Below are 13,931 nucleotides of genomic sequence, written 5' to 3'. Positions count from 1 at the left end.
CCTGCCCCTCGCCCTCAGGTTCAATGGCTGTGTGTGGCCCTGAGTTTCCAGGCCATTCGGGCACCCAGGCCCACCGATGTGCCCACCACCCAAAACACGGGGGCCACGCCCGCAATGGCACCGGCCGTGCCAAAGAGCATGGGCATCAGCACACTCGACGCGTTGATGCTCATCAGCCGCAAACCCAGCGCCTCGCCCTGACGGTGTGCCGGGGTAATCTGGTGCAAGGTGCTCATGATCATGGGCTGCACCGTACCCAACACCAAACCCAGCAACACCGAGCACACCCCCATGGTCCCAGCGGTGGGCATGAGGGGGTAGACCGCAAACAGCAAGGCGGTGCACACCATCGCGCTCGTGATGATTTGGTGCTCTTTGACGTGGCGCGCGATGAATGGCAAACACACCCGAATGAAAGCCGCCGCCAAGGCGAAGGCCCCCAGGATGGCGCCCACCACCGAAGCGCTGTAACCGCGCTCGTGCCCCAGCACAGGCACCACAAAGGTGTGAACATCCCAGCACGAAGACAGCAACCAGTTGACCGCCAGCAAGCGCCGCAACATGGGCTCGGCCAGCAAATCCAGCGCACGTCGGGGTTGGGCGTTGGCGAGTTCGGGTGAAAGGGGCAGCTCAGGCACTGGGCGTACCCAAAACCATGTGAACAACGGAAACACGGCCATCAGCAAGAAGGCCCATCTGAAGCCCGAAACGTGCCCCGCCTCGGGTCCGGCAAAGTCAATCAACAAGCCAGCCAGCACAGGGCCGACAAAATTGGACACGGCAGGCCCCAGAGACAACCAACTGAACGCCACCTTGAGTGCGGCCGGGTCTTTGGCCATGCGGCCCACATGGCGCTGCATGGCGATCACAGCCATGCCGGTGGCACCGCCTGTGGCCAAAGCGCTCAGGCACATGACCGGGAATATTGGCCACAGCGCCGACAACAGCACACCCGATGCCGCCAGGACAATGCTGATGCGCAGGATTTTTTGCAAGCCCCGTCGGTCGCTGTAACGGCCTGCAGGCAGCGCCAAAAACATGGCAGACAGCGCGAACAAGGCCAACAGTGCCCCCACTGCCACGGGACTGAATCCCTGCTTGAGGGCCAACAAGGGAATGGCCATGCGTGTCCCCGCCATGCACGCATGCAAAAACATCTGGCCAGCAATCAGGCGGGCCAGATCGGGGCTCACTTGTCATCCTCTTGGGGAACATCCGGCCCGCTGGGCAAGAGTGTTTGGGCTTGCAACTCGGGCAGCGCATCCACCTGGCGCAGGGCGCGATGCATCACGTTGCTGCGGGTTTGCGCTTGGTCGAGCGTGTTGAGCACCGTCTGGGTCTGGTTGCGCACCTTGCTCAGCACATCGCCAAACTTGCCGAACTCGGTTTTGACCGCACCCAGCACCTGCCAGACTTCGCTGGAGCGTTTTTCAAGCGCCAAGGTTCGAAAGCCCATTTGCAAGGCGTTGAGCATGGCCATCAGGTTGGTGGGGCCGGCCAGCGTGACGCGGTGGTCGCGCTGCAGGGCTTCCATCAGCCCTGGGCGACGCAGTACTTCGGCATACAAGCCTTCGGTGGGCAAAAACATGACCGCAAAGTCGGTGGTGTGCGGGGGCTCCAGGTATTTGTCCGCAATCGACCGGGCTTCAAGCTTGATGCGTGTCTCCAGCGCCTTGGCGCACAGCTCAGCCTGCACCGGGTCAGCGCGACCTTGGGCTTCGAGCAGGCGCTCGTAATCTTCATTGGGAAACTTCGCGTCAATCGGCAACCACACGGGCAGGCCGCTGTCCGAGCGGCCGGGCAGACGAATCGCAAAGTCCACCCGGTTTTTGTCGCCAGGCCGCGTGGCCACCTGCACCGCGTATTGCTCGGGCGTGAGCACTTGTTCGAGCAATGAAGCCAGCTGCGCTTCGCCAAACATGCCTCGGGTCTTGACGTTGGTCAGCAGGTGCTTGAGGTCGCCCACGCCTTGCGCCAGGGTGTGCATTTCGCCCAGACCCTTGTGCACCTGCTCCAGGCGATCGGCCACTTGTTTGAAGCTCTCGCCCAAGCGGGCTTGCAAGGTGGCTTGCAGTTTTTCGTCCACGGTCTGGCGCATCTCGTCCAGTTTGGCAGAATTGCTTTGCTGCAGCTGCGCCAATTGCGTTTCCATGGTGCCGCGCATTTCGGTCAAGCGTCGGGCATTGGCCTCAGACAACGCATTGACCTGCTGGGCCAGGCTGTCGGTCAGGCTTTTTTGCAGCAAGGCCAGTTGCTGGGCCAGCGCGTCGATTTGCTGGTTTTGCGTGCGGGTAGCTTCAGCGCTTTGCTGCAGCAACGATTGCTGGAACAGCGTGAGGGTCTGCATGGCCTCTTGTCGGCCTTGCACACCGGATTGACTGATTTCGGTGCGCAGTTCGCGCTCAAGGCGTTCGGTTTGGCTTTGTATGGCCGCAAACTGTTGCTGATACCAGGCGTATTGTTCGCCCCTTTGCGCTGCAATTTGCTCGGTCAGCAGCGCAGCGGTTCGCTGCGCTTGCGCATCGGGCGAAGCGCTGCGGCGCAGCAGCAGCCAGACCAACAACAACAGGTTCAGCCCACCCAGGGCCAGCAAGACCCATTCGTTCATGCAGCGGTGCCGGGCAAGCTGTTCAAAGGTGTCAGCGCCTGGCCACGGCTCAGGTAGGCCACCAGGTTGTCAGCTGCCAGCTGGGCCATGGCCTTTCGGGTCTGGATGGTCGCGCTGGCGATGTGTGGGGTGAGCACCACATTGGGCACTTTGAGCAAGTCAGGGTGCACCGAAGGCTCGCCCTCGAACACATCGATGCCCGCCGCAGCAATTTGGCGCGCTGCCAAGGCTTTGGCCAAGGCCGCATCGTCCACAATGCCGCCGCGTGCAATGTTGACCAAGGTGGCTGTAGGCTTCATCTGGGCCAGCTCGGCCGCGCCAATGGTGTGGTGCGACTCGGCGCTGTAGGGCACCACCAGCATCACATGGTCCGCCGTGTTGAGCAATTCCTCCTTGCTCACATAGCGGGCTTTGCTGGCAGCCTCCAACTCGGGATTCAGGCGCGAGCGATTGTGGTAAATCACCTGCATGCCAAAGCCATGCGCCGCCCGGCGGGCAATGCCCTGACCGATGCGGCCCATGCCAATGATGCCAAGGGTTGAGCCATGCACTTCGGCCCCGGCGAACATGTCGTAGCTCCACTTGGTCCAGTGACCTGCGCGCAAGAAATGCTCGCTTTCGGTGATGCGGCGGGCGGTGGCCATGAGCAAAGCAAAGCCAAAATCGGCCGTGGTTTCGGTCAGTACGTCGGGTGTGTTGCAGGCCTGTACACCCGCAGCAGTCATGGCGGGCACATCAAAGTTGTTGAAGCCCACAGCCATATTGGCCACGATGCGCAGTTGCGGGTTGGCCTGCAGCAGCGCCGCGTCGATGCGCTCGCTGCCGGTGGTCAGGGCCCCCACTTTGCCTTGCATGCGGCGGGTCAGCTCAGCGGCAGACCAGACCTCATCGGCCTGGTTGCTTTCGACTTCAAACACCTGCGCCAAAGACTGCAGGACCTCGGGGAAGATGGCGCGGGCCACCAAAACAGCGGGTTTGGACATCACTTGAACCAGATGAAAGTCATGACCACGAACAAAGGAATCAGGACAGCGCCCGACCACAACATGTAACCAAAGAAGCTGGGCATCTTCACGCCACGGTCTTCGGCGATGGCTTTGACCATCAGGTTGGGCGCATTACCGATGTAGGTGTTGGCACCCATGAACACGGCACCAGCCGAAATGGCGGCCAGCGTCGGGGCCAAGGTGGTCATCAGCACCTGCGGGTCACCGCCTGCGGTGTTGAAGAAGACCAAATAAGTGGGTGCGTTGTCGAGGAATGAACTCAATGCGCCCGTAATCCAGAAGTACATCATCACGTCGGGGCTGCCATCGGGCCGGGTCACCGCTTGAACCACTGCGCCGAATGGGCCATTGACACCCGCCTTGAGCATGGCGATGACCGGGATGATGGTCAGGAAAATGCCGGCAAACAACTTGGCCACTTCGGCCATGGGAGCCCAGCCAAATTGGTTGTCCTCGTGCACTTTGGCCGGTGTGATCTTGAGTGACAGAATGGTCAAGGCCACCAGACCCAGATCGCGCAAAACGCCCGGCAAACCGACTTCGGTGCCGTAGATGTTGAAAGACACGGGGGATTTCCAGAAGCCGCTCATCAACACCAAGCCAACGACGGCTGCCAGCAGCCAGAAATTGATGGCACCGTCAAAACCAATCGCTTTGGAATCGGGTGTCGGGTCATGCAGCAGCACCTCTTCACGGCGGTGGTAAAACCAGGAATCGAGCGCAAAGAAGATGGCGAGCAAGCTGCCCACCAAAAACAGTGTCTCGGGGAAGATGGTTTTAACGGTCCAGAAAAAGTCCACACCCTTCAAGAAACCCAAAAACAAGGGGGGATCGCCCAAAGGCGTCAAAGAGCCGCCTGCGTTGGACACGATGAAGATGAAAAACACCACCACATGCGCTACATGCTTTCGGTTGTCGTTGGCGCGGATGAGCGGGCGAATCAGCAGCATGGACGCACCTGTGGTGCCCATGAAGCTGGCCAGCACGGCCCCAATGGCCAAGATGGCGGTGTTCAGGCCCGGGCTGCCGTGTAAGTTACCACGGATGAAAATACCGCCCGACACGGTGAACAAGGCAGTGAGCAAAATGATGAAGGGGATGTATTCGGCAAACAGGGCGTGCACCGTGTTCGCGCCTGCTGCTGCGGGACCAAACACCATGGCGAAAGGCACAAGGAATGCCAAGCCCCAAGCGGCGGCTACTTTGCCGTAATGGTGGTGCCAGAAATGGGGCACCAGCAAAGGCATCAAGGCAATTGACAACAAAATGCCTGCAAAAGGCACACCCCACATCACCGACAGCTGAGCGCCATCAAAATCGGCGGCAAAAGCCCCGCCGGACAACAACAACAGCGGCAAAGCCAGCAACGCGGTCCACCGCTTACCCCATCGAGCCATGATGCAAATCTCCTGTTAAATGCTGCCGTATGTTAACGGCCCAAGCCTCTTGTTCAGGCGTTGGGGGCAATTTCAAAAACCTGGCGCAAATAGGCCAAATACTTTTCATCGTCGCACATGCCCTTGCCGGGCGAGTCCGACAGCTTGGCCACGGGCTGACCGTTGCAACGCGTCATTTTGATGACGATTTGCAGCGGCTCGTAACCCAGGTCATTCGTCAAGTTGGTCCCCACACCAAAGGCCAGCAGGCAGCGTTCGCGGAATTGTTGGTACAGCTCAATCGTGCGCGGAATGGTCAAACTGTCGCTGAAGATGAGGGTCTTGGTCCTGGGGTCTACCCGGTTTTGCTGGTAATGCGCAATCATGCGCTCGCCCCAGCTGAAGGGGTCGCCGCTGTCGTGCCGTGCGCCGTCAAACAGCTTGCAAAAGTACAAATCGAAATCGCGCAAGAAGGCGTTGAAGCCATAGACATCGCTGAGCGCAATGCCCAGGTCTCCCCGGTATTCCTTGGCCCACGACTCAAAGGCAAAAATCTGGCTGTCGCGCAACCGCGGCCCCAGTGCTTGCGCGGCCTGCAAATATTCGTGTGCCATGGTGCCCAGCGGCGTCAGGCCCAACAAATAGGCGTAATACACGTTGCTTGTTCCGGCGAATTGACCGCCAGGTCCTGTGCCCAAGCGCGCTGACAAAACCCGCAGCACCTCTTCATGCCAAGCCCGTGAAAACCGTCGACGCGTGCCGTAGTCGGCAATTTTGAGTGTTTCAAGGCCCGGGGCTTGCAATTGGGCGATTTTGGTGTCGAGTCGGCGGCGCCCCTCCATCAGATCAGGCACCTTTTGGGTGTTGCGGAAATAGACCTCGTTGACGATGGCCAACACCGGGATCTCGAACAAAATGGTGTGCAGCCAGGGGCCCTGGATGGTGATGTCGATCTCTTGCGAGGGCAGCGCCGTGACCTGGATGTATTTTTCGTTGAGTTTGAACAGCCCCAAAAAGTCCACAAAGTCGCTCTTGATGAAGCGCATGGACCGCAGGTATTGCAGCTCGCCTTCGGTGAAACTCAGGCTGCACAGCGAGCGGATTTCCTGGCGAATTTCTTGGACAAACTGCGCCAGAGGTATGCCCGGGTTGCGGCACTTGAATTTGTATTCGACCTGTGCCCCCGGAAACTGGTGCAGCACGACCTGCATCATGGTGAATTTGTAGAGGTCGGTGTCGAGCAAGCTGGTGATGATCATGGCGTGTGAGGGTCACCCCTGATGAGGGAGCAACTCGTTAGGCGATGGCAGATGGTAAAGCAAGCGCCTTGAGGGATCGGCGTCCCAATGCACAAGCAAGGCGCCATCTATTGCTGACTGAGGCCCGTCAGATAGGCCCTGATGTTCGGGCCGTTCGACTTCAGTCCACCCAGTGGGTGAAGTCTTGGGCCGGCACGCGGGTGGTCTGGAAGGTGTTGACCAAAGCCGACTCGTCGGCATAGCCCAGCGACATGCCGCAGACCACCATTTCGTTGTCACCCGCACCGACCAGCGGCAAGATGATTTTGGAAAAGCCGTTCCAGGCCGCTTGCGGGCAGGTGTGCAGGCCGCGCGAGCGGGCGGCCACCATGATGCTTTGCAAGAACATGCCGTAGTCCAGCAAACTGCCCCGGCCCATGACCTTGTCGATGGTGAAGATCAGGCCCACGGGTGCGTCAAAAAAGCGGAAGTTTTTCTGGTGCTGCGCGTGCATCTGGGCTTTGTCGCCCTTGCCAATGCCCAGCACGCCATACAAACCAAAACCGCACTCGCGTCGGCGGTCGATGTAGGGGCTGACCCATTTTTCAGGGTAATAGTCATAAGACTCAGCGTAGTCAGCGGCCAAGGCCGGATTGGCGCTGATGGCGTCGTGCGCCGCGCAGGTCTTGGCCACCAGCTCGTCGCGCTTGGCGCCCTGCAACACATAGACCTTCCAGGGCTGGGTGTTGGTGCCGCTGGGCGAGCGTGCTGCAACGCTCAGCACCTCTTGCAAAACACTGCGCTCCACCGCTTGGGGCAGGTAGGCCCGGGCCGAAAAGCGGCTCAAGATGGCCGCGTCCACGCTGGCCGGGTCGTTCACGCGGGTGCTGACCTGGGGTCCGATGTCCAAAATGCTCATGTCAATGTCTCCAAAAATGCTTTGAGTGCGGCCGGCAAGGGCACAGGGCGGCGGGTCTCGCGGTCCACGTACACATGCACAAAATGGCCACGGGCGGCGGTGAGGTCTTCGCCTTGCGCGAACAGGCCCACCTCGTAGCGCACACTGGACGTGCCCAGCTTGGCCACACGGATGCCCGCGTCAACGGTTTGCGGAAAAGCCAGCGGCGCGAAGTAAAAACACTGGGTTTCCACCACCAGGCCGATGGTGGTGCCAGCGTGAATGTCGAGCACGCCCTGCTCGATCAGGGTGGCGTTCACGGCGGTGTCGAACCAGCTGTAATAGACCACGTTGTTCACATGGCCGTAGACGTCGTTGTCCATCCAGCGCGTGCTGATGGGGCGAAACGCTTTGTAGCTGCTGCGGGCGTCGGCTTGGGGTTTGGCAGGCGTGTTCATCGCCCGAGATTGTGCCAGCGTTGCCAATAGCCCAAAGCCACATCCCAGGTCTGCATTTGCACCTGCACCGTGGTCTCGATGTCGTGGCCGTAGCCCCCGCCCATGCACAGCACCACCGGCAGCCTGCGCTGCCAGGCCCAGTCCATCACCACCCGGTCGCGGGCCTGCATGCCGTCCATCGTCAATTTGAGCCGTCCAAGCCTGTCGCCCTCGTGCGGGTCGGCCCCGGCCAGGTAAATCACCAAATGTGGGTCAAAGCGGTCCTGCAGGGTCTGCAGCGCCTGGTGCAGGGCTTGCAAATAAGGTTCGTCGGTGCAGCCGTCCGGCAGGCCCACATCCAGATCGCTCGGCTCCTTGCGGAAAGGAAAGTTCTTTTCGCCATGCATCGACAGGGTGAACACGCTGGGGTCGTTGGCAAACACATGCGCGGTGCCATTGCCCTGGTGCACGTCCAGATCGATCACCGCCACCTTCATCTGCTGGCGGTGGTGCCGCCAGGCCTCGGCCTGCATCAGGCGGGCCGTCACGGCGATGTCGTTGAACACACAAAAGCCCCCGCCCTTGTGCGCATAGGCGTGGTGCGTGCCGCCCGCCAGGTTGCCTGCCACGCCTTGGGCCAGCGCATCGCGGGCCGCAGCCACCGTGGCCCCGACGGATCGACGCGCCCGCTCGGCCATGGCCGGGCTCCAGGGGAAACCGATCTCGCGTTGCAAAGCCGCCTCAAGGCTGCCCGTGGCCACGCCTTGGATGTAGGTGGGCGTGTGCACCAACGCCAGCTCACCGTCGCTCGCGGCTGGGGCCTCGCGCATGCGCACGCCGGGCAACTCTTGCGACAAGCGGTCGCGCAAACGGCTGTATTTGCGCATCGGAAAGCGGTGGCCTTCGGGCAGGGGCAGGACAAAGTGGTCGGCGTAGTAGGCGTGCATGTTTTGATTCTGAGCAAGGTGATTCTAGAAAACCCTCTCTAAACTGAGCCACGTGTGGGCCCATCCCCTTGCAATACCCAGTAGAAACCCTAAAATTCAACCCATGCTGCACTGCAACAAAGTTGTACGGTCCCGGCCAGTTACGGCGCAGTCTTCTTGAAACCGAACTTATCTCTGGAGCCCCTCATGATGACACCCGAACAAATCGTTGCCTCGCACAAAGCCAATGTGGAAACCCTGTTTGGCCTGACCGCCAAAGCCTTCGAAGGCGTGGAAAAAATGGTTGAACTGAACCTGAGCGTGGCCAAGGCCGCCTTGGACGAATCCGCCAATAACACCCAAGCCGCTTTGAGCGTGAAAGACGCCCAGGAATTGCTGGCCATGCAAGCCAACCTGTTCCAGCCATTGGCTGAAAAAACTGCCGCTTACAGCCGCCACCTGTACGACATCGCGTCGGGCACGGGCAGCGAGTTCACCAAGGCCTTCGAAGCCCAAAGCTCCGCTGCGCAAAAGCAGTTCGCCACTTTGGTGGACAGCGCCGCTCAAAACGCTCCAGCAGGTTCCGAGCATGCCGTGGCCATGATGAAGGGTGCCGTGACCGCCGCCAACACGGCTTTCGAGTCCGTGCAAAAAGCCGTCAAGCAAGCCACTGACCTGGCCGAGACCAACTTGGCTGCCGTGGCACAAACTGCTGCTCCCAAGGCTGCCAAGAAAAAGTGATTTTCTCAAGCGGCAGATTTTGCAAAGATCTGCTGCTGTTTTTGCAAGTTGTCTCCTCGGATCTCTTTGAATTTCGTCAGGGAAACAGGGATCCCTTCCAGGGCTGATCGCAAGATCAGCCCTTTTTTTGTGCTTTTGCAGGGCCTGCCACATGCGGCAGGCCAGGCATCAGTTCAACGCCCCGCTTCAAAGGCGGCCAACCGATCCTTCAGGCTTGGCAACTGGGCCAGCATCGCTGCACGCCCGGCTTCAATGGAGCGTCGACGGGCACCAAAGTCGGCACTTTTGACGCCCGACAAGGCGGGCCGAACCACAAAATCGGCGTCCTTCAAGGCCAGCGTGTTGATGCTCTTGCCCATGATGGCAAAGGTCTGCATGAGGATCTGGAAGGTGTCGCCTGATGGATTGCCCTCGGGGTCGCTGGAAATGTCCACCGCGATCACGAAATTAGCCCCCATCTCACGGGCCTGACGCACGGGCACCGGGGCGACCAAACCGCCATCGACATACTCATGCCCGCCGATGCGAACAGGCTGAAACACCGCAGGCACCGCACTCGATGCCCGCACAGCAGCCCCCGTATTGCCCCGTCTGAACGTGATGGCCTCACCCGTGCGCAAATCGGTGGCCACAATGCCCAAGGGAATCTTCATCTGCTCCAGGTTTTTGCCACCAACCTGGGTGTTCACATATTTGGCCAAGGCCTCACCGCGCAGGGCGCCCCGGTTCAGGATGGGAAGCATCCAGTCGGTGATTTCCGCTTCCTGCATGGACTCGGCCAGCCGGGTCAGTTCACTGCCGCTTTTGCCACTTGCATACAGGGCTGCTACCAGACTGCCGGCCGACGTTCCGGCCATATGGCTCGGATGCAGACCGGCTTCTTCAAGCACCTGAATCACCCCCACATGGGCAAAGCCTCTGGCCGCGCCTCCGCCCAAAGCCAGGCCCAGCTGCACAGTGCGGCGCTCAGGCGCGGTGCTGGCTCCAGAGGCATCCGGCCGGGCGGGACCGACACTGGAACACCCAGCAGACAAAAGCCCGCAAGCCAAAGCGAACGCCCCCATGGCCCGCACCCAAGCCGCGCGCCTACCCGAGCCCTCGCACCTCAAGTTGTCATTGTTTTTTTGATTCACAAACCCACCTTATTGATAATGATTCTCATTTGATATAAACTTCAGCCAACGCACCGCAACATCTTGAGGCCAAATTCCATGAACTTCGTCCAATCTGCATTCATCATTGCTTGCATGAGCGCATCTGCTGCCGCCATTGCACACGACAAGAGCCTGAACATTTACTCGGCCCGGCATTACCCCACCGATGAAGTCATGTACAGCGACTTCAGCAAAGCCACTGGGATCAAGATCAACCGCGTGGATGCCGATGATGCGGGTATTCTCGCCCGACTCAAGGCCGAGGGCGCGGCCTCACCCGCCGACGTGATTTTGCTGGTGGACGCCGCCCGCTTGTGGCGTGCCGAGGTGGATGGTCTCTTCTTGCCCATCAAGTCGGTCAAACTTGAAGACGCCATCCCCGCCAACTTGCGCGCCAAGCCCGCCGACAATGGCGGCACGGCCTGGTTTGGCCTGTCCACACGGGCGCGTGTGATCGTTTACGACAAGCTCAAGTTCAGCAAAGCAGACGTGGACAGCTACGAGAAACTGGCCGATCCCAAGCTCAAGGGCAGTTTGTGCATCCGCAGCGGCTCGCACCCCTACAACCTGAGCCTGTTTGGTGCTATGACCGAGCACCTGGGCCCTGCCAAAACCGAGGTCTGGCTCAAAGGTCTGGTGGACAACATGGCCCGCAGCCCCAAAGGCGGTGACACAGACCAGATCAAAGGCGTGGCCTCGGGCGAATGCGGCGTGGCCGTCACCAACACCTATTACCTGGCCCGCATGATGCGGTCAAGCAACCCGGCCGACAAAGCGGTGACCGAAAAAATCGGTGTGGTCTTCCCTAACCAAAACTCTTGGGGCACGCATGTGAACGTGGCCGGTGGCGCTGTGGCCCGCCATGCCAAAAACACCGACAACGCGGTCAAATTCCTCGAATACCTGGCCAGCCCTTCAGCACAAAACCACTTTGCCAACGGCAACAACGAGTGGCCAGCGGCCAAAGGCGTGAGCTTTGACAACCCGGCCCTCAAAGCCATGACCGGCGGCAGTTTCAAAAGCGAGCTGATCCCGATCAGTGCCGTGGGCATGAACCAAATCAAGGTGCAGCAAATGCTGGACCGCGTGGGCTTCAAGTAAAGCCTCGCCCGGGGGTCGCCGCTGGCGACCCACCTTCTCTCCATCAGCCAGCCATTCACACCGGGCGCACGCCCGGGTGGTGATAGCCAGCCATTGACCCCATCGGCAAACCTGTTTTGCCTTTTTCCCCATCCATCAATGACTCGCATCACCATGACTCAAAGACACACAAACGCCCAAAATTCGCGCCCTCCAGCCAAATTGCTGCCCCTGGCCGCCATCATGCTGGCGGGTTCGCTCTCAGCCGCGCCTGCTGCCATGGCCCAAAACAAGCCTGAAGAGAGCACCCTCAAAACGGTGACCGTCAAGGACAAGGCTGAAACCGACATGGCCGAGGGCAAGCACGGCGTGCGCGCCACGGAAACACGCATCGGCAAAGGCCAGCAAGCACTGCGCGACATTCCGCAATCGGTGACCGTGGTGACCGAAAAACTCATGGATGACCGCAACCTGGACACCTTTAAAGAAGCGTTGAAAAACACCGCAGGCATCAGCTTTCTGGCAGCCGAAGGGGGTGAAGAAGACATCCGTTTGCGCGGCTTTTCCTTGCAGGCCACGGGTGATGTGTTTGTTGACGGCGTGCGCGACCCGGCTTTCTATGAGCGCGACACATTCAACCTGGACCGCCTGGAAGTGCTGCGCGGCTCCGCTTCCATGCTGTTTGGCCGTGGCTCCACGGGCGGCGCGGTCAACCAGGTCAGCAAAACACCTCGCCTCATGGATGAAAGCCAGGTGGACTTGACCCTGGGCTCACACAAGCATGTGCGGCTGGTGGGCGATTTCAACAAGCAAACGGGTGAGAGCGCCGCGCTGCGCCTGAACGTGATGAAAACCCAAGCCGACAACAACGGCTCGGGCAGTTCTTTGGACAAAGAAGGCATCGCCGGGGCTTACCGATGGGGCATTGGCGAGAAGGACGAGTTCCAACTTGGCTTGTACCACCTGAACAACAACAATGGCATGAACTATGGCATGCCCTGGATTCGCCCAAGCACCTCCACCTCCCCGCTGGAGTCTACCGTCTTGCCTTTGGACCCCAAGGCCTATTACGGCGCAGCCAGCGACTACAACGCGAGCCGCGCGACACACTTGACGGCCAGCCACACACACCGCTTTTCGGCCGACAGCGAACTGAAAACGCAAATCCGCAAGGGGCAATACGAGCGCGATCAGCGCGCAGGCGCCGTGCGGTTTGCCAACGCCGCCAGCCAACCGGGCAGGCAAGCCGTCAGTTTGGCCACCTTCGGCCCCAACACGGTCATGACCCGGGGCAATCACCTGAAGATTCAGGACATGGACACGCTGCATGTGCAAAGTGATTTCAGCAAGAAGTTCCAGGCGCTGGGTCTGAAACACGAATTGCTGGCCGGGGTGGACCTGGCCACCGAGGACAAAACCGTCTACGTCGCCCGCACAGCGGGTGCGCAAGGTGGCGTTACCATCACCAAGCCTACCACCACCATTGGCACACCCCATGACGGCGCCAGGGTCAACGAAAGCACCCGCGTGCTGCGTGTGAACAACCAGTACAGCAGCACCGGCTGGGGTGCGTACCTGCAAGACCTGGTGCAAGTGGCACCCCAGTGGAAAGTATTGGGAGGCTTGCGCTACGACAGCCTCAAAGGCGACTACGACCAGTTCGGCCCTCCCCCCAACGCCACAGAAAATGGCACCCCAACCCGCTACCGCATGAAGGTGGGCGAGTGGAGCCAACGCGCAGGCGTGCTGTTCCAGCCCAATGACTTGCAGTCCTTCCACTTGTCTTATGGCACCTCGTTCAACACCACTGGGGACTCCTATTCCCTTGGTGCCTCGAATGTGGACACACCACCCGAACAATCCGTGAATTGGGAGCTGGGCGCCAAGCTCGACTCGGCCGACAAACGCTTCACCACGCGCCTGGCTTTGTTCCGCGCCACCAAAAAGAATGAACGCAACACCGACCCCTTGCTGCCTGTGGTCACACTGAGCGGTAGCCGCTATGCCTCGGGGCTGGAAATCGATGTGGCGGGTCGCTTGACGCAAAAATGGGAAGTGTTTGGCTCCTTCACCTGGATGCCGGATGCCAAAGTGAGCAAGGCCGCCCCCTGCCCTGCAACAGGCCCATGCAGCCAGGGCGCCCTTGGTGAACGGGTAGGCGATCGCCCCGCTTTGACCCCCGTGCACAGCGGCAGCGCCTGGACGACTTACCAAATCAACGGGCAATGGCGTGCAGGCGTTGGTCTGACTTTCCGGGGACGCCAGACCCCCACCCGTGTCGCATTTGAAGTGCCCTCCTTTGTGGTGGGCGATGTGATGGCCGAATACGCCTACAGCGATGCCCTGAGCTTCAAAGCCAATGTGAGCAACGTCACCAACAAGCTGTATGCCGATCAGTTGTACCCCGGCCACTACATCCCGGGTGCAGGCCGTTTGACGCAAATCACCGCGTCCTACAAATTCTGA

Annotated in this window: 12 protein-coding genes; 3 read left to right on the top strand and 9 right to left on the bottom strand. The window is 60.2% G+C overall.

Going from position 1 to position 13,931, the window contains the following annotated elements; genetic code table 11:
* Window positions 1-20: 20 nt before the first annotated feature.
* The 8 genes from AMM33_RS14030 to AMM33_RS13995 all read right to left on the bottom strand — a co-directional run bounded on the left by AMM33_RS14030 (window position 21) and on the right by AMM33_RS13995 (window position 8,511).
* Window positions 21-1,193, bottom strand: a complete 1,173-nt coding sequence (locus AMM33_RS14030; RefSeq protein WP_090141925.1) for an MFS transporter — start codon at window positions 1,191-1,193, stop codon at window positions 21-23.
* On the bottom strand, window positions 1,190-2,608 hold the full coding sequence (locus AMM33_RS14025; RefSeq protein WP_090141924.1) for a DNA recombination protein RmuC: 1,419 nt from the start codon (window positions 2,606-2,608) through the stop codon (window positions 1,190-1,192). The genes AMM33_RS14030 and AMM33_RS14025 overlap by 4 nt, the downstream gene beginning before the upstream one ends.
* Window positions 2,605-3,591 (bottom strand): 2-hydroxyacid dehydrogenase, encoded by a 987-nt coding sequence (locus AMM33_RS14020; RefSeq protein ID WP_090141923.1) that lies wholly within the window; start codon window positions 3,589-3,591, stop codon window positions 2,605-2,607. Before AMM33_RS14020 ends, AMM33_RS14025 begins: the two co-directional genes overlap by 4 nt.
* Complete coding sequence (locus AMM33_RS14015) at window positions 3,591-5,012, bottom strand: sodium:proton antiporter (protein WP_090141922.1); 1,422 nt, start codon at window positions 5,010-5,012, stop codon at window positions 3,591-3,593. Before AMM33_RS14015 ends, AMM33_RS14020 begins: the two co-directional genes overlap by 1 nt.
* A 53-nt stretch (window positions 5,013-5,065) precedes the next feature.
* Window positions 5,066-6,250, bottom strand: a complete 1,185-nt coding sequence (gene pncB / locus AMM33_RS14010) for a nicotinate phosphoribosyltransferase (protein ID WP_090141921.1) — start codon at window positions 6,248-6,250, stop codon at window positions 5,066-5,068.
* Window positions 6,251-6,410: 160 nt separating this feature from the next.
* Window positions 6,411-7,148, bottom strand: coding sequence for a nitroreductase (locus AMM33_RS14005; RefSeq protein WP_090141920.1), 738 nt, complete (start codon window positions 7,146-7,148; stop codon window positions 6,411-6,413).
* Window positions 7,145-7,585 carry an acyl-CoA thioesterase gene (locus tag AMM33_RS14000; protein WP_090141919.1) on the bottom strand — a complete coding sequence of 147 codons (441 nt, stop codon included), beginning with the start codon at window positions 7,583-7,585 and terminating at the stop codon, window positions 7,145-7,147. Before AMM33_RS14000 ends, AMM33_RS14005 begins: the two co-directional genes overlap by 4 nt.
* Window positions 7,582-8,511, bottom strand: coding sequence for a histone deacetylase family protein (locus AMM33_RS13995; RefSeq protein WP_090141918.1), 930 nt, complete (start codon window positions 8,509-8,511; stop codon window positions 7,582-7,584). The genes AMM33_RS14000 and AMM33_RS13995 overlap by 4 nt, the downstream gene beginning before the upstream one ends.
* A 186-nt stretch (window positions 8,512-8,697) precedes the next feature.
* Between AMM33_RS13995 and AMM33_RS13990 the strand changes: the two genes are divergently transcribed.
* Window positions 8,698-9,231: a phasin family protein gene (locus AMM33_RS13990; RefSeq protein ID WP_090141917.1), complete on the top strand. Its 534-nt coding sequence runs from the start codon at window positions 8,698-8,700 to the stop codon at window positions 9,229-9,231.
* A gap of 173 nt (window positions 9,232-9,404) precedes the next feature.
* On the opposite strand, the gene AMM33_RS13985 is transcribed toward AMM33_RS13990, so the two are convergent.
* A complete protein-coding gene (locus AMM33_RS13985) occupies window positions 9,405-10,295 on the bottom strand; it encodes a patatin-like phospholipase family protein (protein ID WP_090141958.1) in 891 nt (296 codons plus the stop codon).
* 183 nt (window positions 10,296-10,478) lie between these two features.
* On the opposite strand from AMM33_RS13985, the gene AMM33_RS13980 reads away from it, so the two are divergent.
* A complete protein-coding gene (locus AMM33_RS13980; protein ID WP_369802444.1) occupies window positions 10,479-11,486 on the top strand; it encodes an extracellular solute-binding protein in 1,008 nt (335 codons plus the stop codon).
* Between the two features lie 153 nt (window positions 11,487-11,639).
* Window positions 11,640-13,931, top strand: a complete 2,292-nt coding sequence (locus AMM33_RS13975; RefSeq protein WP_090141957.1) for a TonB-dependent receptor — start codon at window positions 11,640-11,642, stop codon at window positions 13,929-13,931.

Source organism: Limnohabitans sp. DM1, from assembly GCF_001269385.1.
GTDB lineage: Bacteria > Pseudomonadota > Gammaproteobacteria > Burkholderiales > Burkholderiaceae_C > Limnohabitans_A.
Note: the sequence above shows the minus strand (reverse complement) of the source record. Positions and strands in the feature narration are given on the sequence as shown.

Bases quoted from the DNA above. Each gene is read 5' to 3' on its own strand.
- AMM33_RS14020 (WP_090141923.1), bottom strand. From the start codon at position 3,591: ATGTCCAAACCCGCTGTTTTGGTGGCCCGCGCCATCTTCCCCGAGGTC.
- pncB (WP_090141921.1), bottom strand. From the start codon at position 6,250: ATGATCATCACCAGCTTGCTCGACACCGACCTCTACAAATTCACCATG.
- AMM33_RS13990 (WP_090141917.1), top strand. From the start codon at position 8,698: ATGATGACACCCGAACAAATCGTTGCCTCGCACAAAGCCAATGTGGAA.
- AMM33_RS14005 (WP_090141920.1), bottom strand. From the start codon at position 7,148: ATGAGCATTTTGGACATCGGACCCCAGGTCAGCACCCGCGTGAACGAC.
- AMM33_RS14025 (WP_090141924.1), bottom strand. From the start codon at position 2,608: ATGAACGAATGGGTCTTGCTGGCCCTGGGTGGGCTGAACCTGTTGTTG.
- AMM33_RS13975 (WP_090141957.1), top strand. From the start codon at position 11,640: ATGACTCAAAGACACACAAACGCCCAAAATTCGCGCCCTCCAGCCAAA.
- AMM33_RS13995 (WP_090141918.1), bottom strand. From the start codon at position 8,511: ATGCACGCCTACTACGCCGACCACTTTGTCCTGCCCCTGCCCGAAGGC.
- AMM33_RS13985 (WP_090141958.1), bottom strand. From the start codon at position 10,295: ATGGGGGCGTTCGCTTTGGCTTGCGGGCTTTTGTCTGCTGGGTGTTCC.
- AMM33_RS14000 (WP_090141919.1), bottom strand. From the start codon at position 7,585: ATGAACACGCCTGCCAAACCCCAAGCCGACGCCCGCAGCAGCTACAAA.
- AMM33_RS14015 (WP_090141922.1), bottom strand. From the start codon at position 5,012: ATGGCTCGATGGGGTAAGCGGTGGACCGCGTTGCTGGCTTTGCCGCTG.
- AMM33_RS13980 (WP_369802444.1), top strand. From the start codon at position 10,479: ATGAGCGCATCTGCTGCCGCCATTGCACACGACAAGAGCCTGAACATT.